Origin of the sequence: Planococcus beigongshangi, assembly GCF_016820495.1 — a bacterium.
Lineage (GTDB): Bacteria > Bacillota > Bacilli > Bacillales_A > Planococcaceae > Planococcus > Planococcus beigongshangi.
On record NZ_JADHDU010000002.1, the window covers coordinates 78,994 to 99,060 of the forward strand.

At 47.2% G+C, this 20,067-nt stretch carries 20 protein-coding genes; 18 read left to right on the top strand and 2 right to left on the bottom strand.

What is annotated here, in order from left to right; all coding sequences use genetic code 11:
* Positions 1-264: 264 nt before the first annotated feature.
* The 14 genes from IQ294_RS04490 to IQ294_RS04555 all read left to right on the top strand — a co-directional run bounded on the left by IQ294_RS04490 (position 265) and on the right by IQ294_RS04555 (position 11,507).
* Positions 265-858, top strand: coding sequence for a YpjP family protein (locus tag IQ294_RS04490; RefSeq protein ID WP_203332838.1), 594 nt, complete (start codon positions 265-267; stop codon positions 856-858).
* Between the two features lie 96 nt (positions 859-954).
* Positions 955-1,899: a thymidylate synthase gene (locus IQ294_RS04495; protein ID WP_203332839.1), complete on the top strand. Its 945-nt coding sequence runs from the start codon at positions 955-957 to the stop codon at positions 1,897-1,899.
* 11 nt (positions 1,900-1,910) lie between these two features.
* Entirely contained in the window at positions 1,911-2,408 is a 498-nt protein-coding gene (locus IQ294_RS04500; protein ID WP_203332840.1) for a dihydrofolate reductase, read from the top strand.
* Positions 2,401-3,129, top strand: a complete 729-nt coding sequence (locus IQ294_RS04505) for a lysophospholipid acyltransferase family protein (protein ID WP_203332841.1) — start codon at positions 2,401-2,403, stop codon at positions 3,127-3,129. Before IQ294_RS04500 ends, IQ294_RS04505 begins: the two co-directional genes overlap by 8 nt.
* A 110-nt stretch (positions 3,130-3,239) precedes the next feature.
* Complete coding sequence (locus tag IQ294_RS04510; protein ID WP_203332842.1) at positions 3,240-4,079, top strand: DegV family protein; 840 nt, start codon at positions 3,240-3,242, stop codon at positions 4,077-4,079.
* A 558-nt stretch (positions 4,080-4,637) separates the two neighbouring features.
* Entirely contained in the window at positions 4,638-5,429 is a 792-nt protein-coding gene (locus tag IQ294_RS04515; protein WP_203332843.1) for a GDSL-type esterase/lipase family protein, read from the top strand.
* An 18-nt stretch (positions 5,430-5,447) separates the two neighbouring features.
* On the top strand, positions 5,448-6,023 hold the full coding sequence (locus IQ294_RS04520; protein WP_203332844.1) for a YpmS family protein: 576 nt from the start codon (positions 5,448-5,450) through the stop codon (positions 6,021-6,023).
* Between the two features lie 15 nt (positions 6,024-6,038).
* A complete protein-coding gene (gene msrA, locus IQ294_RS04525; protein WP_203332845.1) occupies positions 6,039-6,569 on the top strand; it encodes a peptide-methionine (S)-S-oxide reductase MsrA in 531 nt (176 codons plus the stop codon).
* Complete coding sequence (msrB, locus tag IQ294_RS04530; RefSeq protein ID WP_203332846.1) at positions 6,566-6,991, top strand: peptide-methionine (R)-S-oxide reductase MsrB; 426 nt, start codon at positions 6,566-6,568, stop codon at positions 6,989-6,991. Before msrA ends, msrB begins: the two co-directional genes overlap by 4 nt.
* A 100-nt stretch (positions 6,992-7,091) precedes the next feature.
* Positions 7,092-7,307, top strand: a complete 216-nt coding sequence (locus tag IQ294_RS04535; RefSeq protein ID WP_203332847.1) for a YozE family protein — start codon at positions 7,092-7,094, stop codon at positions 7,305-7,307.
* Positions 7,308-7,376: 69 nt separating this feature from the next.
* Entirely contained in the window at positions 7,377-8,081 is a 705-nt protein-coding gene (deoD, locus tag IQ294_RS04540) for a purine-nucleoside phosphorylase (RefSeq protein ID WP_203332848.1), read from the top strand.
* 112 nt (positions 8,082-8,193) lie between these two features.
* Positions 8,194-9,738 carry a lmo1851 family serine protease gene (locus tag IQ294_RS04545; protein WP_203332849.1) on the top strand — a complete coding sequence of 515 codons (1,545 nt, stop codon included), beginning with the start codon at positions 8,194-8,196 and terminating at the stop codon, positions 9,736-9,738.
* A gap of 633 nt (positions 9,739-10,371) precedes the next feature.
* Positions 10,372-11,253 carry a CobW family GTP-binding protein gene (locus IQ294_RS04550; RefSeq protein ID WP_203332850.1) on the top strand — a complete coding sequence of 294 codons (882 nt, stop codon included), beginning with the start codon at positions 10,372-10,374 and terminating at the stop codon, positions 11,251-11,253.
* Positions 11,254-11,255: 2 nt separating this feature from the next.
* Positions 11,256-11,507, top strand: coding sequence for a hypothetical protein (locus tag IQ294_RS04555; protein ID WP_203333302.1), 252 nt, complete (start codon positions 11,256-11,258; stop codon positions 11,505-11,507).
* Here IQ294_RS04555 and IQ294_RS04560 read toward each other — a convergent pair.
* Together IQ294_RS04560 and IQ294_RS04565 are read right to left on the bottom strand one after the other, a co-directional pair.
* Positions 11,495-11,824, bottom strand: coding sequence for a hypothetical protein (locus tag IQ294_RS04560; RefSeq protein WP_203332851.1), 330 nt, complete (start codon positions 11,822-11,824; stop codon positions 11,495-11,497). The genes IQ294_RS04555 and IQ294_RS04560 overlap by 13 nt on opposite strands.
* A gap of 14 nt (positions 11,825-11,838) precedes the next feature.
* Positions 11,839-13,197, bottom strand: a complete 1,359-nt coding sequence (locus tag IQ294_RS04565; RefSeq protein ID WP_203332852.1) for an MATE family efflux transporter — start codon at positions 13,195-13,197, stop codon at positions 11,839-11,841.
* A 125-nt stretch (positions 13,198-13,322) separates the two neighbouring features.
* On the opposite strand from IQ294_RS04565, the gene murG reads away from it, so the two are divergent.
* The 4 genes from murG to odhB all read left to right on the top strand — a co-directional run bounded on the left by murG (position 13,323) and on the right by odhB (position 19,940).
* On the top strand, positions 13,323-14,408 hold the full coding sequence (gene murG / locus IQ294_RS04570) for an undecaprenyldiphospho-muramoylpentapeptide beta-N-acetylglucosaminyltransferase (RefSeq protein WP_203332853.1): 1,086 nt from the start codon (positions 13,323-13,325) through the stop codon (positions 14,406-14,408).
* A 13-nt stretch (positions 14,409-14,421) separates the two neighbouring features.
* A complete protein-coding gene (gene dapF, locus IQ294_RS04575; RefSeq protein WP_203332854.1) occupies positions 14,422-15,381 on the top strand; it encodes a diaminopimelate epimerase in 960 nt (319 codons plus the stop codon).
* Between the two features lie 296 nt (positions 15,382-15,677).
* Complete coding sequence (locus tag IQ294_RS04580; RefSeq protein WP_203332855.1) at positions 15,678-18,491, top strand: 2-oxoglutarate dehydrogenase E1 component; 2,814 nt, start codon at positions 15,678-15,680, stop codon at positions 18,489-18,491.
* A 177-nt stretch (positions 18,492-18,668) separates the two neighbouring features.
* Positions 18,669-19,940: a 2-oxoglutarate dehydrogenase complex dihydrolipoyllysine-residue succinyltransferase gene (odhB, locus tag IQ294_RS04585; RefSeq protein WP_203332856.1), complete on the top strand. Its 1,272-nt coding sequence runs from the start codon at positions 18,669-18,671 to the stop codon at positions 19,938-19,940.
* Positions 19,941-20,067: the final 127 nt, after the last annotated feature.

The following is a 20,067-nucleotide window of genomic DNA, read 5'->3' on the forward strand; positions in this document are numbered from 1 at the left end:
TCTCCTGAATGCCAGGAGAGGCTGTTCCATTTTTTGCATTAGTCAGTAAAGCTCAATGACGTCAGATAAACGAGCATAAGCAGCAGGCCTATTCCGATTAAAATTGAAGTATCCATGAAAATTCCTCCTTTTCGAAAAAAACAGCGCATAATTGCTGTATTTATTGTACAATGAATTTCAAGAAGATGAAACCTTTACCAGATTAATTCGTATAATTAAACACAGTTGTTTACAAATTGTTCGAAATTGAAGGGTGAATATGAGATGAAAAATTGGTGGCAGAAATCGCTCGTTGTGACAGTGGCAGTCCTCACACTCGGCATGATCTCTCCAAACCACACGATTTGGGAGAACCTGCTCGAAGATAAGACGGAACTGAAAACACACGCCGAAAAAAGTCAGAATAGTCAAACTGCATATGATTGGCTGGACCCGTCCGAATTCTATTACAGCAATCCTTCCATTCTGGAATCATTCCAGCAGGAAGCTGAAGAGCAGGCGTATATGAAATTCGGTTCACGCATCGGACCGGTCATCGAAGATGAGTTCAAGAACGAGATTCTGCCGAACATCCAGCAGGCGATCGACCTTCATCTTGCGCAAGTGGATGGGGACGATCTCCGCAGACTGGCCATTTCACAGAAACCATCCGGCAGCCATTCCGAAAAAATATTTCACATTTACGACACAGAAACCAATAAGGATAAGATCCGCTTCCATGTAAGGACGGAGAAAAAGCCCCAGGAAGGCTATTATTTCAATTTCCATTACCATCTGGAAGACGATGACTTTCAGCAGCATATCACTCTGGGAGACATCTATTGGTCTAAAAACACACCTCCAAAATGGCTGTCCTGACCGACAGCGTCCAAACTTTTGAATTACCGCGTCAAAACCGTTAGAACTCTTAACGGTTTTTTTGTTATGATTGAACGTATAATGGAGGCGAATGAAATGAAACAATATTTGGATCTTTGCAATCATATCCTTGAAAATGGAGCAAAAAAAGAAGACCGCACAGGAACCGGGACTTTGAGCGTGTTCGGTTACCAGATGCGCTATGACCTTGCAGAAGGATTCCCTTTGATGACGACGAAAAAGACTGCCTTTCGCCTGATCGTTTCAGAATTGCTCTGGTTCTTAAAAGGTGACACCAATGTCCGGGCCTTAATTGCAGAAAATAATCATATCTGGGATGAATGGGCTTTTGGCCAGTGGGTGTCGAGTCCGGAATATGCAGGTCCTGATATGACCGATTTCGGCCGAAGAGCCCAAAAGGATGACGAATTCGCCGTTCTGTATAAAGAGCAGATGACTATCTTTCAGGAGAAAATTTTAGAGGATGATTCATTTGCTGAAAAATACGGCGACCTGGGCCCTGTCTACGGGAAGCAATGGCGCTCCTGGCATACGACAACAGGCGAAACGATCGATCAATTGAAGAATGTCATCGACGCCATCAAGAAAAATCCGGATTCCCGCCGCCATCTGGTGACTGCCTGGAATCCGGAATTCGTAGAGGATATGGCTCTGCCACCGTGCCATACAATGTTCCAATTTTACGTGGCGGACGGCAAACTGTCCTGCCAGCTTTATCAGCGCAGTGCAGACGTCTTTTTGGGAGTGCCCTTCAATATCGCTTCCTATGCATTATTGACCCATCTGATTGCCCGTGAATGCGGACTTCAAGTGGGCGAATTTGTCCACACCACAGGAGATACGCATCTCTATGTGAACCATCTCGACCAGGTGAGGGAGCAGCTGAGCCGAACACCGAAACCGCTGCCGACGATCGCAATAAACGAATCGGTCGAGTCGATTTTTGATCTTACATTGGAAGATATCCGGATTGAAGGGTACGATCCCCATCCGCGGATATCAGCGCCTGTAGCTGTTTAGGAGGAAAAAGAATGATTTCATTGATGGTTGCGCACGACCCGAACCATGTCATCGGACGGGACAATCAATTGCCATGGCATATACCGGAGGATCTTGCTTATTTCAAAAAACACACGGTCGGAAAAGCGATCGTGATGGGGCGGAATACGTTCGAATCGATCGGCCGTCCGCTGCCGAAACGACTGAATATCGTCGTTACGCGCAATAAAGAGCTGGAGATCGACGGAGTGGATATTGTCCATTCCATCGAAGACGGCGTCAAAAGGGCCGAGCAGTTCCATGAAGAAGTGATGATCATCGGCGGTGAGCAGATTTTCAGGAGCATTCTTCCGGAAGCGGACCGCCTGTATATCACGCTGATCCATAAAGAATTCGAAGGTGACACCTTTTTCCCTGAATATGGAGACGAATGGGAATTGACGGCTGAATCAGAGCGGTTCGAATCGGGCGGAGTCCCATACAGTTACCTGATTTTTGATCGCCGGAGCGGAGGAGACGGCAATGTTTAGTTCCATCCGCACATTTTCTTTCCTGTTCGGCTATCTCCCTGTTGCGGCAGTAAAGTTAAAAGGATTCCAAAAGAAGAAACCGCATTTGAGTAGAGACGAATACGACCGGTTGGTTCACACGGAACCGCTGAAATGGGCAGCCGGAATCATGAAGCGTACAAAAAGTGAAGTTTCAGTCACCGGACTTGAACGGCTGCCGGAAGGGCCAGTCCTTTTCGTCAGCAATCATGAAGGCAATTTCGATATTCCGGTCATCCTATCGAGCATCCCGAAACCATTCGGGTTCATATCGAAAAAAGAAGTGAAAAAACTTCCGATCATACCGGTATACATGGAAGATATGAATTGTGTCTTCATCGACAGGACCGACCGCAGAAGTGCGCTGAAGTCAATATCGGATACAGCCGAAAAGCTGAAAGAAGGCCATTCGATCCTGATCTTTCCGGAAGGCACCCGGAGCAAAGGGGCAGGGATCAGCGAATTTAAAGCCGGTTTCATGCGGATTGCCTCGGATGCGGGTGTGCCGATAGTGCCGCTGGCGATAAAAGGGACAGCGGATATCATGGAGAAGAACAACAATAAAATCAGGCCAGCCAATGTAACTTTGGAAGTGCTGGAACCGATTGGACCTGAAATATACAAGGGAATGCCTTCTAAAGAGGCGGTCCGGTTTGTGCAGGACACAGTCGAACAGGCTCTGGACATGCATTCCGATAAATAAGCGGTCTTACCCGGCTGAAGGCGGTAACGCCTCAGCCTTAAAAGTTGCCTTGCCTCCTGTATGTTTTTAGAATAGGAAATAAGGTATATAAGAAAGAAGGAAGTGATGTCATGTCAAGGATTCATATAGTGACGGATTCGACTTCGGATCTGCGTCCTGAAATTTTAAAACAGTATGATGTGCACATGGTGCCGTTAACGATTCAAATTGGCGAGAAAACCTATTTGGACCGAATCGATCTGGAACCGAAATCGTTTCTTGAGCTGATGGAAAAAGCGGATGAACTGCCGAAAAGTTCACAGCCGGCTCCGGGGATTTTCAAAGAGCTATACGATAAACTCGGTGAAAATGGGGACCAGGTCCTGTCGATCCACATGACCGGAGGAATGAGCGGGACAGTGGAATCGGCACGTGCTGCGGCGGAACTGACGGATACGGATGTAACGGTCATCGATTCACGTTATATTTCCTATGCGTTGTCTTTCCAGGTGCTGGAAGCGGCACAGATGGCCAAAGAAGGAAAATCGATGGAAGAAATCGTAGCCAGAGTGGATGAAATCAGACGCAATACAAAATTGTTCGTCGTTGTGGATACGCTCGATAACCTGGTCAAGGGTGGACGCATCGGAAAAGGCCGAGCCCTGGTCGGCTCATTTTTGAAGATCAAGCCGATCGCATCACTGGATGACGGGGAATATACACCTGTCGCTAAAGCGCGCAGCCATAAAAAAGTGGTGGATTACCTGTTTGAGGATTTCATGGAACGCACAAAAGGCAAAACGGTCAAAGGTGTAGGGTTTGCCCATGCCAATGGTTTTGCGATGGCGGAGCCGCTGCGTGACCGAATCATCGAGTCCGGTTTCAGCGATGTCTATTTCGACTATACGACCCCGGTGATCTCGACCCATACAGGGATTGGTGCGTTAGGATTTATGTTCTATACCGATTAATTAGAAACGCGACGGCACCCGTTAAGCTCTGATAAGCATAAGACTGAACAGCAGAGTGGCTGGAGTCTAGACAACTCTATTAATGGAATTAAGGAAATGACATTTAGATTTCGCTTCGGCGCTATGGACAAGCTTCCCACAATAAGCCGAGAAGAACACTCGTCTTATTGCTCCAGCCAGTCCTGAGCCGCGCCTTTGCTTAGATCCACTTCTTGAGATGAAGTGAAGGAGCAAAGACTCCTTAGAGACTCGGCATAGACTTGAGCACCCACTCGGACGAAGGTCCGAGTTCGCTTATGGAAACCACTTCAACACGAGAAGGATTTCTAAGATATGGAGCAAAACAGCGAAGACTCCCAAGGGATCAGCGAAGTGCTGAGATCCACTCGGGCGAAGTGAAACGAGACCGAGTTAGCTCAGCGCAAGCCCCAAGGAAAGCGGAGCTGTTTTGCGGAATATCGAATTCTGTAGAGTAATTAATTCCATTTATATACAAACAGTAAATACTTTTTTAAAATTTAAGTCGAAATTTCCACAGATCACAAAGGAGAGAAAAGAGTGAAACGCATCCTCTATGTAGTTTTATTGGCCACGGTAGTATTAGCGGGATGCAGTTCCTCTTTTATATTCGGCAACGATGAAGCGACACCTCGAGTGCAAACCGTATTTGCCGGATACAATGTGCCGCCGAACTTTATTCCGCAGGCGCTGATCATCACTGCCCTCGGCGACTCTTTGTCCCAAGGGGTTGGCGATGAAGAAAACAGAGGCGGTTATGTCGGCAGGCTGGCAGCTGAAATCAGGCAGTGGCCGGGGGTTTACGGAGCGGCCGTAGAAAATACGGCAAAACGGGGCCGGCGGAGTGATCAGCTTCTGGCAATGTTCCAGAAAGGTGAACTGACCGGTCCGGTTACAGAAGCTGATTATATCGTGATGACCATTGGCGGCAATGATATTATGCGCATTGTGAAACGCGATCTGTTCAATTTGACGATCGAGGCGTTTCAGGAAGAACTGGTTTTTTACGAAAACCGCTACATGAATATCTATTCCACCGTCAGGTCCATGAATCCCCAGGCACCTGTCATTGTCATCGGCGTCTATAATCCGTTTTCTCTGATTACGGACGAAGTGGATGAGTTTGATGAAATCATTGCCGCCTATAATGATGCAATGGAAGATATTGTGGAAGATGATCCGCAAGCCTGCTTCGTTCCGGTGGAGGATTTGTTTACAGGAAATGATAATCTGGTCTACCATACCGATTTCTTCCACCCGAATGCAAAAGGCTATGATCTGATGGCTGAGCGGATTGTAGAACGGATGGAAGAATGCGGCATGGTGTTTTAAACAGAGGGGTGAGAAGCGATGAAATTCTGGCGAGCTGCATTTATTGCGTTGTTGGCGGTCAATCTCCTGGTGGTGATCGGTTTCGTCTTTTATATCACGATTCCGGCAGAAGATCATGTCGGCTATCAGGCTGAAAAAAGAGCCTTTGCGCAGGGCAACACATTGACAGTCAGGACTTCCAAAGCCGATTTTGAAGGGATCGCCAATTCGTATATCCGCGATGCAATGAAAGACCAGCCGATCCCATTGACATTATCGGTGGAAAATGATGTGGCGCTGTCTACGGAATTGCAGGTCTTCTCCATGTCTTTGCCGATCCTGTTGAAATTTGAACCGCATGTCCAGGAAGATGGGAATCTGCTTTTGGAACAGAAATCCGTCAATGTGGGCATGCTTGATATACCTCCGGAATCCGCATTGAAATTATTGCGCGATTCGGTGTCCCTTCCTGAATTCATGGAAGTGAATCCAGCTTCGGAGGAAGTTTTGCTGAGGCTGACTGATATACCATTGGATGACGGAATCAGTGTCAGGGCGGAAGCTTTTAATCTGGAAGAAGATGATATCCGGTTACGGGTAACCTTCACACAATAGAAAGAGGTGCTGGATTTGAAAACGGAAAAAGCGACATTTGCAGGAGGCTGTTTCTGGTGCATGGTTAAACCATTCGACAGTCTGCCGGGCATAGAATCGGTGGTCAGCGGCTATACGGGCGGCGAATTGGAAAATCCGACATACGAGCAGGTCTGCACAAATTTGACCGGTCATAAAGAAGCTGTCGAAATTGTTTTCCAGCCGGACGTTTACCCATATGAAAAATTATTGGAAATTTTTTGGTCTCAAATCGATCCGACAGATGGCGGCGGCCAATTCTTTGACCGCGGTTCATCCTATGCCCCCGCTATTTTCTATCATAATGAAGAGCAGCGTGCGGCAGCTGAATTATCGAAGGAGCAGCTGGAGGCGTCAGGGAAATTCGATAAACCGGTTGTAACGCCGATTCTCGAAGCCAAGCCGTTTTATTTGGCTGAAATCTATCACCAGGACTATTATAAGAAGAATCCTGCACATTATGAGCGATATTCCGTAGGCTCAGGCAGGGCTGCTTTTATCCAAAGAAACTGGGGGGAATCACAATGAGTGAAGATCTTAAACAGAAATTGACTCCAATGCAATATCATGTGACACAGGAAAGCGGCACTGAACCGCCGTTTCAGGGAGAATATGATCAGCATTTTGAAGAAGGCATATACGTCGATATCGTATCAGGCAAACCACTGTTCAGTTCAAAAGATAAATACGACGCACATTGCGGATGGCCGAGCTTTGCAAAACCGATCGAAGCGGAAGAGGTCAAGGAAAGTTTCGATACGAGCCATGGCATGCGACGCACAGAAGTACGTTCTGCTACTGCCGACTCGCATCTGGGGCATCTGTTCCCGGACGGGCCATCCGAACTTGGCGGCCTGCGTTATTGCATCAACTCTGCAGCGCTCCGTTTCGTAGCTAAGGACGATCTTGAAAAAGAGGGCTATCCTGAATACAGACAGCTCTTCGAATAACATCTTCCGTTCCAGCCACAGCAAGTCAGGAAACATTTAAATTCCCCCGGTCAGGCTGTCCGGGGTTTTATTTTGCATTAATTGGGAGGGTCCCCTGAATATGGACAAATCATTTTACCATTTTGCACTGAGCTACAGGGGAAAACTGAATGCCGACGATTTCTCGCGTTTTGCCGATGCGATGTTTTTGGACCATTCATTTCCCAGAAGCGCGAAGGATTTCGAAAAAATCTCCAGGTATCTGGAAGAACGTGCGCATCCCGTCATGAAAGTTTCCGTGTTCGACGAAATGTGGGATGAATATATCCGTCTATAATGCTCTTCATTGCACTGACGGCTAAAAAACAGTATGATAAGTACGACTAAAATAAAGTGAGGTTTTATCATGAGTGTTCATATCAATGCAAAAAAAGGCGAAATCGCCGACACGATCCTTCTTCCAGGAGATCCGCTTCGCGCGAAATACATCGCTGAAACGTTTTTGGAAGATGTAACAATGTACAACGAAGTCCGTAATATGTTCGGCTACACCGGAACTTATAAAGGCAAACGCATTTCTGTTCAAGGTACTGGAATGGGCGTACCATCCATTTCCATCTATACAACAGAATTGATGAACGAATACGACGTTAAGAAATTGATCCGTGTCGGAACTTGCGGTTCGATCCATAAGGATGTAAAAGTCCGTGATGTCATTTTGGCGCAAAGCGCATCTACAGATTCGAATATGAACTCGATCATTTTCGGCAACGTATCCTATGCTCCGACTGCAGATTTCGATTTGCTGTTGAAAGCTTATAACGCTGGACTTGAAAAAGGCTTGAACTTGCGTGTAGGTAACGTTTTCACTGAAGACGTTTTCTATAACGACCATGCAGAACACGAGAAATGGGCACAGTACGGCGTATTGGCATTGGAGATGGAATCTTCGGCTCTTTACACGCTTGCTGCCAAATTTGGAGCTAAGGCATTGTCGATCCTGACTGTCAGCGATCACTTGCTGACTGGAGAAGTGACGACTTCTGAAGAACGCCAAACGACGTTCAACGACATGATCGTTGTTGCGCTTGAAGCTGCAATCCAGGACTAAACGAAAAACATACATGGAAAAGAGACTGTCGATACAGTCTTTTTTTCAAATACAGGAATCTGGCTATACGGATAATGATCAATTGCCGTGATTTATGAAAGTGGTGAACAGAATGGATGAGAAACATCCGGAAGAGGGAAATGAGCAATTGCCGCCAGTGGAAGAATCCAAAGGGCATTATATCCGCCTGAAAACTTTTTCTTTCATTATGCTGGTCGTGCTGCTGATATTGGCAACTGCAGGGCTGACGGTTTTCGCATTGACCTTCGGCGACGAGAAAGCGGTGGAAGTGAATTCACCTGAACGCCGTGAATTCCAGAAATTATACTCTGCTTATGATGAAATACAGACCAAATATTTTGAAGAAGTGGACGGCGAAGAATTGATCAATGGTGCCATCAATGGCATGGTCGATTCACTCGGCGATCCATATTCCGATTACATGAATGAAGAAGAAGCTTCCCAGTTCCTTGAAGGGATTTCTTCAAGCTTTGAGGGAATCGGGGCCGAGGTTCAGGAACGGAACGGCTTTATAACAATCGTTTCGCCGATAAAGAATTCTCCAGCCGAAAAAGCTGGCATTCAGCCGAATGACCAGGTGATCGCTGTCGACGGAGAAAGCATCCAAGGTTTCAGTACGACCGAAGCCGTCATGCTGATCCGTGGGGAAAAGGGAACTGAAGTGACATTGACGATCAAAAGAGGCGACATGCAGGAACCGATGGATGTCACAATCGTCCGTGATGAAATTCCGATCGAAACTGTCTATTCCGAAATGATCGGTGACAATGTCGCACATATTCAGATTACCAGCTTTTCACAGGATACCTTTACAGAACTGAAAGAGGCTATTTCCGAAATGGAAGAAGAAGGCATGCAGGCGATGGTCATCGATGTGCGCCAAAATCCGGGCGGTCTATTGCAATCCGCTCTGGAAATCTCTAACTTGTTCATCGAAGATGGTGAAGAAATGTTCGAAGTCCAGGCTAGAGGCCTTGAGCCTGAAATTTATTTGGCATCTGAAGGCAATAAAGTCAAAATACCGGTTACACTCCTGATCGACGGAGGAAGCGCATCAGCTTCTGAAATTTTGGCCGGGGCAATGAGTGAGTCCGCAGGCATTAAGCTGATCGGGGAAAAGACGTTCGGCAAAGGGACTGTTCAGACTGCCAACGATCTGGCCGATGGTTCCAACCTGAAATTCACAACGGCCAAATGGCTGACGCCTGACGGCAACTGGATCCACGAAGAAGGAATAAAACCTGATATCGAAGTTGCTTATCCGGAATATGCATCACTTCCGTATCTGGATGCCACGCTGGAATTACAGGACGGGACGATTTCGGAGCAGGTGCGGACAGCTGAAAAAATGCTTGAAGCTCTTGGTTATGAAGTCGGTGAGGTAGACGGCGTATTTGACGAAGCCATGGTGACTGCTGTTGAAAGTTTCCAGGAAAGCAAAGAGCTGGAAGTGACTGGCATACTGACAGGCGACAGCATCTATGTACTGATGGATGAATTGCGTGCGAAAATCCAGGCGGATGATCCGATGCTTCTGGAAGCCAAGAAATTGGTGATGGAAGAAGCGGGCATCGAAGCCGCTCCTCCGGAAACGGATGAAGAGGCTGAAGAAACCGAAGAGGATTCTGCTGAATAAGATGGAAAGGTCCGCCGTGTGCGGGCCTTTTCTTTTGGTTTGTAGCAAGAACTAGAGGAATCGATATTCCTCAAAAAAGCTTCGGTTTCCTGGGGGCTTGCACTGAGCTAACTCGTGCTTATTGCACTTCGCTTGGTGGATCTCAGCACTTTGCTTGCTCCCCTGGGATTCTTGTTGTTTTGCTCCACCTCTCTGATTGCTTTCTATAAGGGACATGATGAACTAATTCTGTTTATTGTGAAAGCCTGCAAATAAATATTATTCTGAACCAAAATGTAGCGGAAGACAGCGAAGGGCAAAGATATGCTCCTGCATCGCTGCGCTGCATCGCTGCGCTGCGTCGTCGCAAAGACTTGCCCTCGTAGGCTTCGGCCAAAGTCTTTCCTGCAGGATGTAGAGCTAGTCCTGAGACCCCACAGTGAAGGTTTGACCGAACAGCATTCGGTCGAACCTTTGCGACGAAACGTGCAACGCTGCAGGAGCACTGGTTTTCGCAGCGAGCGAGGAGGCTCAGGCAGCTCCCTGCAGAAAGCGTCTGTCTGGAGCGGAATGATTAAAAAATAGGTGTGTTTTTCGACTGCCTTTTCTTTTGCTGTTTTATGATAGAATTTAAAGAGATGAAGGAGGGTAACTATGATCGATGTATATTTATTCAGCGGGTTTCTTGGAAGCGGCAAGACGACGCTTTTGAAAAGTATGCTGCTGCAGATAAAAGATGCAGGCTTGAAGCCGGCTGTATTCATGAATGAGCTGGGCGAGCTTGCTGTCGACTCCGACGAAGTGGAGGACGGCGTACCGCTCAAGGAATTGCTGGACGGCTGTATTTGCTGTACGGGTTCCGAAAAATCGGAAGCGCAGATCCAGACGCTCCTGGCGGAAGAGACTTTTGATGTTCTGCTGATTGAAACGACAGGCGCCGCCCATCCGGTCGAAGCATTGGATGCGATTTTCTCGCCTTTATTTGCGGAACAGCTGAATTTCAAAGGGATTGTCACGGTGGCCGACAGCAAACGCTGGCTTGACCGTGACCGTATGTCGCCGCAGATCCGTTCTTTATTCCTTGAACAGATCCGCCACGCTGACCTGATCCTGGCGAACAAAATGGACTTGTTGAGTGAAAAAGAGCAGGGGGATGCGGTGTTCGGACTGCAGGCTTTGAATTCGGAAGCGCGGATCGTCCAGACGTCCAATGCGAAGATCCCTTATAAATTACTGGAGGATCTATCGGCATCATCCAAAGGTGCTGTAGAGAGTGCAGATATAGGGAAATTGAACTTGAATACGAAAGTGCTGCGCTTTGATGCACCCGTCAACCGCGAGAAATTTGAAGACTGGCTGAGGGCGCTGCCGGAAACGGTGTACCGCATCAAAGGCTATGTGCCGTTGGATGGGGATAAATATCCGCATGCTTTTCAATATGCCTACGGAATGGCACAGTGGCTGCCGGAATATATGAAGATGCAGCCCCAGATCGTGGTGATCGGAGAAGGGATCGACGGAGTTGAGCTGCCGTGAAGATGAAGACGGTCGAAGCGTTCAAAAAGTTATGGCCTGAGCGGCTGGCAGCGTTGTCTGTTGAGTCGGAAGAAGACATGCGGAAAATGATCGTGGTCGAATTGAATGATGAACTGACGCATCCGCGTGTCCGAAAAACAAAGCAGCAGAAATTGGAGCTTGCTGTGAAGAGAATCGAAGAGTCGGAGCTCGATGACCAGGAGAAAGAGGATCTCATCAGCTTCTATAGAAAAGTTGCCGCTCAGATCGACTGAACGGCAACTTGGCCGCCCGGATTTTTAGGGGCGGTTTTTCTATTGGATTTCTTTAAACTGAGTATTGGGATTTTATTGTATTGAAGGGATAAAATGTAATGATAATTAATGGCGATCACAAATCCTGTTATAGCGATCATAAAAGTACTTATGCCGATCATAAACAGGCGAATGCCGATCACAAAAGGCGAATGCCGATCATAAAATTGAAAGCTGCCATAAAACTCCCTGCAAAAAGGAATAATTTGGTTTAATTTTCGTGAAAAACTTTCAAATCTCGCTGAAATTCCTTCAAAATAAAAATATGCGCCAATCAAGGCGCATATCTCAGTTATTTCACAGTGTCAGAGCCGAGTTTCTTCTGAATCGACAGCAAGCGGATCGATAAAGTTACGGCACCGGCAGTCAAGCCGGCAATAAGTCCGATCCAGTAGCCGAATGCTCCGTAATCAGTAAACCGTGCGAGCAGGTATCCGACAGGCAGGCCGATCACCCAATAGGAGATCAGCGCCATGATGAACGTGATGTTGACGTCCTTGTATCCACGTAATGCCCCTTGCACTGGGGCCTGGATGGCATCGGATAATTGGAACAGTGCCGCAAAAACAAGGAATTGGACAGCCAGATTAATAACTGCCGGATCCGATGAATACAATTCAGCAATCGGTTCGCGTAGAAAGAACAGGATGCTGGCCGAAGCGAAACTGATGACGATGGCGGTACCGACGCTGAGCCAGCTGTATAATTTTGCATCTTTGAAACGGCCTGCTCCAACTTCATAACCCACAAGGATCGTCGCGCCCATCGATATGCTGAGCGGCAGCATATAGAGAAGAGAAGTGAAATTCAAAGCGATCTGATGTGCGGCGATCGTTACAGTGCCATAGACGGCCAGCATGAACGTGACGGCCGAGAAGATACTCGTTTCAGCAAAGATGGAAATACCGATCGGGACACCGATACGGCTGATTTCCTTCCAGCGGGTCAAGGAAATCTTTTCCCAATTCCTGAAAATCCCATAACCTGAAAAAGGATTTTGGGTATGGATGATGATGGCGGCGATCAATAGGATCAGCCAGTAGGTGATGGCTGATGCCATTCCTGCTCCGGCACCTCCCAGTTCAGGAAATCCGAATTTCCCGAAAATCAGCAGGTAGTTGAAAAAGACGTTGATAGGAGCGGACAATAATGTGATCACCATCGTGACGCGCGTTGCACCGAGTGCATCGATATATGAGCGCAGCGCATTGTAGACGAATAACGGGATGAGTCCGATGCTCATGGCAAATATATAGCGGCCGGCAACGTCTGCGACAACCGGCTCAAGATCCATGAATCCGAGCAGTGAGTCGATGAAGAAATAAAAGAACAGGAATACGATCAGCGCCAGCAGGATGGCGAGATAAATCCCTTGCTGAACGGCTTCCTTGACGCTTTCTTTTTTCTTGGCGCCCATCAATTGTGCTACAATTGGAGTGATGGACATCAATATTCCCGCAAGACCGATATAGACGGGAACCCAGAATGATGAGCCGATCGATACGCCGGCGAGATCATCTGTGCCGTAGCGGGCGGTCATGTAAATGTCGAAGAACGTCACTAAATACATCGCGATTTGTGTGACCAGTATCGGTGCTACAATTTTAATCAGCAATTTTATCTTTTCTCTGTTTGAATGTGTCTCGTGCATGTTCAACCTCCTGAAATACGATAACCATAAACTAGATAAAAACTAGTATAGCATAGAAGCTTACACTTAAATCTTTCTTGACTGGAAGAAATATTACATATTCTCATGTGAAAGTAGGATAGGAAATGACTAGTAAAACCATTATATTGACAGGCGGCGGAACGGCTGGCCATGTCTCTCTTAATCAGGCGATAATTCCTGAAATCATGGCAATGGATTATGACGTTGAATATATCGGGTCGAAAGACGGTATAGAAAAAGAACTGATTGGGGAATCTTTTCCGCAGATAAAATATCATACGATCGCCAGCGGCAAGTTAAGAAGATATTTCTCTGTAAAGAATTTCACTGATCCGTTCCGGGTTGCAGGCGGTCTGATCCAGGCGGTGAATATCATCCGCAAAACGAAACCGGCTGCGATATTCTCTAAAGGCGGTTTTGTATCGGTGCCGGTTGCCATGGCAGGGAAAATGATGAACATCCCAGTGATCATTCACGAGTCGGATGTAACGCCCGGTCTTGCGAATAAAATTGCCATGCCTTTTGCAGATCATATATTCACCGTATTCAATGAAACCTTGCAATACGTGCCGAAGGAAAAGTCAACATGCACGGGGGCAGTCATACGCAGTGAACTGATGGATGGTTCGGCAGCAGCCGGACGTGAAATCTGCCGATTCGAAAATAGCCTGCCAGTGCTGTTGATCATGGGGGGCAGCCAGGGATCGGAAGTGGTCAACACGGCCATCCGTTCGAACTTGCAGGAGCTGATCCAGTCTTTCAATATCATTCACCTTTGCGGCAAGGGGAATCTTGATGAGACCCTCCAGGGAATCAATCAATATCGGCAATTTGAATATGTGACGCATGAATTGCCGCATCTTTTGCATCTGACAGATTTTGTGGTTTCGCGCGCAGGTTCGAATTCGATCTTTGAATTCCTGGCGCTGAAAAAGCCGATGCTGCTGATTCCGCTGTCACGGCAGAAGAGCAGAGGCGATCAGATTTTGAATGCCGAGCTTTTCCAAAAGAACGGCTTTGCACTCGTTCTTGAAGAGGAAGAAGCAAATCCTGAACGCTTTTTACAGGCTTTGAGTCAAGTGAAAGCTGACGAAGAGATGTTGATTGAAAATATGAATCAGGCAGAGTCACCGAAAACAGCACACGAAATGGCGAAGCTTGTTTTAGCCCATACAAAGAAAGAGAAATGATGGAGTGATGGATATGAAGGTGGTTCTGGAAAAAGTTCACGGGTCGATGAATACATTTTATATGCTGGATGGCCAGGAACGTGACGATTATGCGGATTTGGCGCTCCAGCTCTGCAGCAAGGACAGCGGGGTGGACGGTCTCCTCGTCATTTTACCGTCTGCTGTTGCACATGCAAAAATGCGTGTCTTTAACCGTGATGGATCAGAAGCTTCGATGTGCGGAAACGGACTCCGGTGTGTAGCGCGTTATGTTTGTGAAAAAGAGGGAATACAGGAAGCGATCATCGAAACGATGAAAGCCGATTTGAAAGTCAGAAGAGAAGAGCCGCTCATGGACGGCATTGAGACATATTCGGTGGAAATATCACCGGTTTCATTTCAACTGGAAGACCTGCCGATGGAATACGATGGACGCAGCCAGCTGATCCTTGACGCCATCCCGGAAATTTCGGGCGACATCAAATTTACAGCGGTGGCCGTGCCGAACCCGCATCTGATCGGCATCGTGCCGGAACACATCCAAAAAGATGTGACCCATCAGAAACGGTGGGCTGAAAAGTTCAATGGAGCGAATGACTATTTTTCTGATGGGGTGAATGTCAGTTATGTGACGGCATTGGAACAGGGCATTTTCGTGCGGACTTTTGAACGGGGAGTGGGATTCACAAATGCATGCGGGACGGCGATGACTGCTTCTGCGCTCGTCAGCTGCCTCTCGGGACTAGTTCCTTTCGGTGAGGTGCAGGTCTATAATCCGGGCGGCATGGTGAAGTGCACCGTCGAAAAAGTTGGAGATACTTTCACTCTTCTGCTGAAAGGGAACGCCACTCGCATCTCGATCCATGAATTCAGCTGGATCTCGGGGAGCGGCGGCAGCAGTTTCCTAGCGGATGAGCCGGTGGATGAACAAAGCAATTATAAGAACTTCATCAGACAGATTTCTGATGTGGTTGAACAATTCGCAAGAGAGTAAAACTCAGTGATAACGCTGAATAACCATTCATTTCGCCGATTCAACTGCTGAAAACATCCATTAATTTCTAATTTTCTGCATGATTTCTGGATGAAAGCGCTTAACATTTTGATATGTGATTAATTTCGCTAAAAAGCATTGTTTTTTCTAACGGAAGTAGTAAGATTGATATGGAAAATTGTTCTTCAATGGGTTGGACGCCTTCTGCTTTGTGTATAGCGGTTTGCGTGATAAAATAGGGAAGACTTATGTGTTTACAGGACTGCCTTAGAGGCAAAATAGTTGGAGGTTTTTTTATGTCTAGCAATTATTCAGATTCAAAATCCCCATGGAGTTCCATTACAGGTGCTAACTTAGGTTATGTTATGGAAATGTACGACATTTATCAGGAGTCTCCGGAACTGCTTGATCCGGAATTTGCAGAGCTGTTCAAACAATATGGACCTCCTGCCGATCCTGCTGCTGAAACGAAGCCCGCAGCAACCGCAGAAGTGAAAAGCGATAAATTCGGTAAAGTGCTTGGCGCCATCCAATTGGCTGAAGCCATCCGTGCCCACGGCCATCTTGCTTCCGATATTTATCCGCTGAAAGACCAGCCGCGTGAAACACAGCGACTGGAGCTGTCGACTTACGGATTGACCGAGCAGGACTTGAAAGAAGTGCCAGTTTCATTGTTATTGGAAAACGCACCGGCTGACGTGAAAGATGGCCTGGCTGCGATTGAATACCTGAAATCACTTTACACGGACAAAGTCGCTTTCGAATTCTCGCATATCGTTCAGCCGCAGGAACGCAGCTGGCTGCAATCGAAAATCGAAGCTGGTGATGTGAAACCTTCCCTTGACGCTGACAAGAAAAAACAGGTACTGGAATTGCTGACACGCGTAGAAGGTTTTGAGAAATTCGTTCACCGCACATTTGTCGGACAAAAACGCTTTTCTATAGAAGGTGTCGATACGCTAGTCGTGTTAATGGATGAACTTGTCCGTTTATCCGAAACAGCCGGCACTGAAAATATCATGATCGGGATGGCGCATCGCGGTCGTTTAAATGTGCTTACACATATTTTGAACAAACCGTATGAGATGATGTTTGCCGGATTTGCACATGTATCGGATGAAACATTCCTGCCGGAAGATGGATCTCTGGAAATTACCAAAGGCTGGTACGGCGATGTTAAATATCATATGGGTGCTTCTTATAAATCACCGAATGGCACCAATGTCAAATTGGCGTATAACCCGTCCCACCTTGAAATTGTCGGGCCTGTAATCGCAGGTCAAACACGTGCTGCACAGGAAATGACTCAACAGAGCGGACTTGCGCCGATCGATGTCAATAAAGCATTTGCGATCACCATCCACGGGGATGCTGCATTCCCTGGACAGGGTGTAGTCACGGAGACATTGAACTTCAGCCGGATCCGCGGTTACCAGACGGGTGGTTCGATCCACATCATCGCCAATAACCTGATCGGCTTTACGACGGAACAATATGATTCAAGATCGACCCATTATTCTTCGGATCCTGCAAAAGGCTACGAAGTGCCAGTCATCCATGTGAATGCTGATGAACCGGAAGAAGTTATTGCAGTAGCAAGGCTTGCGTTCGAATACCGCCAGAAATTCGGCAAGGATATTCTGATCGACCTGATCGGCTATCGCCGTTATGGCCATAACGAAATGGATGAGCCGCTTGTGACGAATCCGAAAATGTATCATGGCATCCATGAGCATGGCACTGTCCGTGAACTATACGGACAGAAACTGGCTGCTGAAAAAACACTTTCTGAAGAAGATGTGAAAAAACTCGACAGTGATATTCTGGCAGAGATGCAAAAAGCATATGATCGGGTAAGAGAAAACAAATCCGATGAAAAACATGAAATCGTCATACCTGAAGCGATCATGAAGGGATACCCTGAAGTTCCGACGGGCGTCGATAAAGACGTTTTGACGAAAATGAACGAAGAGCTGCTGTCATGGCCAAGCGACTTCACAGCATTCGGCAAGCTTGCACGGATTCTGAAACGCCGTGAGGACCCGTTCAATGGCAAGGGTAAAATTGACTGGGCGCACGCTGAAACCCTGGCATTCGGTTCTATCCTGCATGACGGCAATCCGATCCGCCTGTCAGGACAGGATGCACAGCGGGGAACATTTGCACACCGCCACCTGGTGCTGCATGATGAGAAAAACGGCAACCAGCTGATCCCGCTTCACCATATCTCAGATGCCAAAGCATCATTCGTGGTTTATAACAGCCCGTTAAGCGAAGCTTCCATCGTCGGATATGAATATGGTTATAATGTCGAGAACGATAAAGCGCTTGTGATCTGGGAAGCACAGTACGGCGACTTCGCCAACATGGCGCAAATGATGTTCGACCAGTTCATCTCTGCTGCCCGCGCTAAATGGGGCCAGAAATCAGGATTGGTTATGCTCCTTCCTCATGCCTATGAAGGACAAGGTCCGGAGCATTCGAGTGCACGCCTTGAACGCTATCTTCAGAATGCCGGAGAAAATAACTGGACAGTGGCGAACCTTTCAAGTGCGGCAAACTACTTCCATATTCTTCGCAGACAAGCGAAAATGCTTGGCGACGAAGCAATCCGTCCGTTGATCATCGTTACACCTAAATCATTATTGCGTCATCCACTCGTTGGGGCGGATGTAAACGATTTGACGGAAGGCCATTTCCAGACGATTATTGAACAGCCGGGCATGGGACAGGAAACGGATAAAGTGGAACGTCTATTATTCGCCAGCGGTAAAATGGCCATCGATCTGGCAGAACGGGTGAAAGACGGTTCAGAATATACGGATATGCACATTGTCCGTGTTGAACAGCTTTATCCATTCCCGGCAGAGAAAATCCAGGCGGTCATCAAGCGTTATCCGAACCTCAAAGAACTTGCATGGGTTCAGGAAGAACCGAAAAATATGGGATCATGGTCATTTGCAGAACCACAATTACGTGACATTGCAGATGGCATTGATATAAATTATTACGGCCGTATTGTCCGTTCAAGTCCTGCTGAAGGCGACGGGGAATCACATAAAGTGGAACAGGCACGAATCATTGATTCAGCATTGAATAAGCTGAACTGATACCTATAATCTCGGCTTATTGGGGGAGCTAAGGTTCGCTGTGAATTTGCGGCGCCTCCTTTGCGGGGAGCAGTGCGCAGGAGCATGATCTTCGCATCGTCCATAGCGCCGAAGCGGTAATTAGTTGGTTCAACTTATGCAGCTAAATCTTGAGCATAATCTAAGGAGGAATTTTTTGTGGCAGAAATCAAAGTACCTGAATTAGCAGAATCGATTACTGAAGGAACGATTGCACAATGGCTGAAACAGCCGGGCGATACGGTGGAAAAAGGTGAATTCATCGTTGAACTTGAAACAGACAAAGTAAACGTTGAAGTCATCTCGGAAGAAGCCGGAGTCATACAGGAACTTATGGCTGCTGAAGGCGACACAGTAGAAGTCGGTCAAGTGATCGCAATCGTCGGCGAAGGTTCTGGCGAAGGAACCGGGGCAACTGCAGAGCCGAAAGAAGAAAAAGCGGCTGCTGAAGAGCCTGCTAAATCTGAAGCTCCTGCAACACAGGAAGCGAATGTCGAAGCACCTGCAAAAGAAGAGCAATCTTCTTCTGACCGCACTATCGCTAGCCCGGCTGCACGTAAACTGGCTCGTGAAAAAGGCATCGACCTTGCTGCTATTTCACCGGTTGATCCTATGGGCCGTGTCCGCGTGCAGGATGTGGAAGCACACGCTTCAAAACCGGCACAAAGCGCTCCAGCTAAATCGGAAGCGCCAAAAGCTGCAGCGTCAGCTCCATCTTCTGATGAAGAAAATGGACGCGTTGTACGTGAGAAAATGTCCAGACGCCGTCAGACGATCGCTAAACGTTTGCTTGAAGTCAAGCAGTCCACAGCGATGCTGACAACGTTCAACGAAATCGACATGACGAACGTTATGGCTCTTCGCAGCCGTAAAAAAGATGATTTCCTTAAAAACAATGATGTGAAATTAGGCTTTATGTCATTCTTCACAAAAGCAGTAACGGCTGCATTGAAAAAATATCCTTACGTGAATGCTGAACTTGATGGCAATGATGTATTGCTGAAACAATTCTATGATGTCGGGATTGCCGTTTCAACAGAAGAAGGACTTGTTGTGCCGATCGTCCGCGATACGGACAAGAAGAACTTCGCGGAAATCGAAGCGGCTATCGGCGAGCTTGCAACAAAAGCGCGTGATAAGAAACTTTCGATAGCTGACATGACAGGCGGTTCGTTCACGATCACGAACGGCGGTGTCTTCGGTTCATTGATGTCTACACCGATCCTTAACGGTACGCAAGTCGGAATTCTTGGAATGCACACAATCCAAAAACGTCCGATCGCTGTCGGCGACAATATCGAAATCCGTCCGATGATGTATGTGGCACTTTCATATGACCACCGTGTAATCGACGGAAGCGATTCTGTCGGCTTCCTGAAAATGGTCAAAGACCTGATTGAAAACCCTGAAGATCTATTGCTTCAAGGTTAATGAAACAGTAAATCCGTCTGTCGGCTCTGTGCCGGCAGGCGGATTTTTTATTTCCTGCGTTTCGGGAGTTTCGGATTGCAGTCCATTCTCTTTTTTGTCATGATAGGAAGAGAAGGGCCAGAAGGCG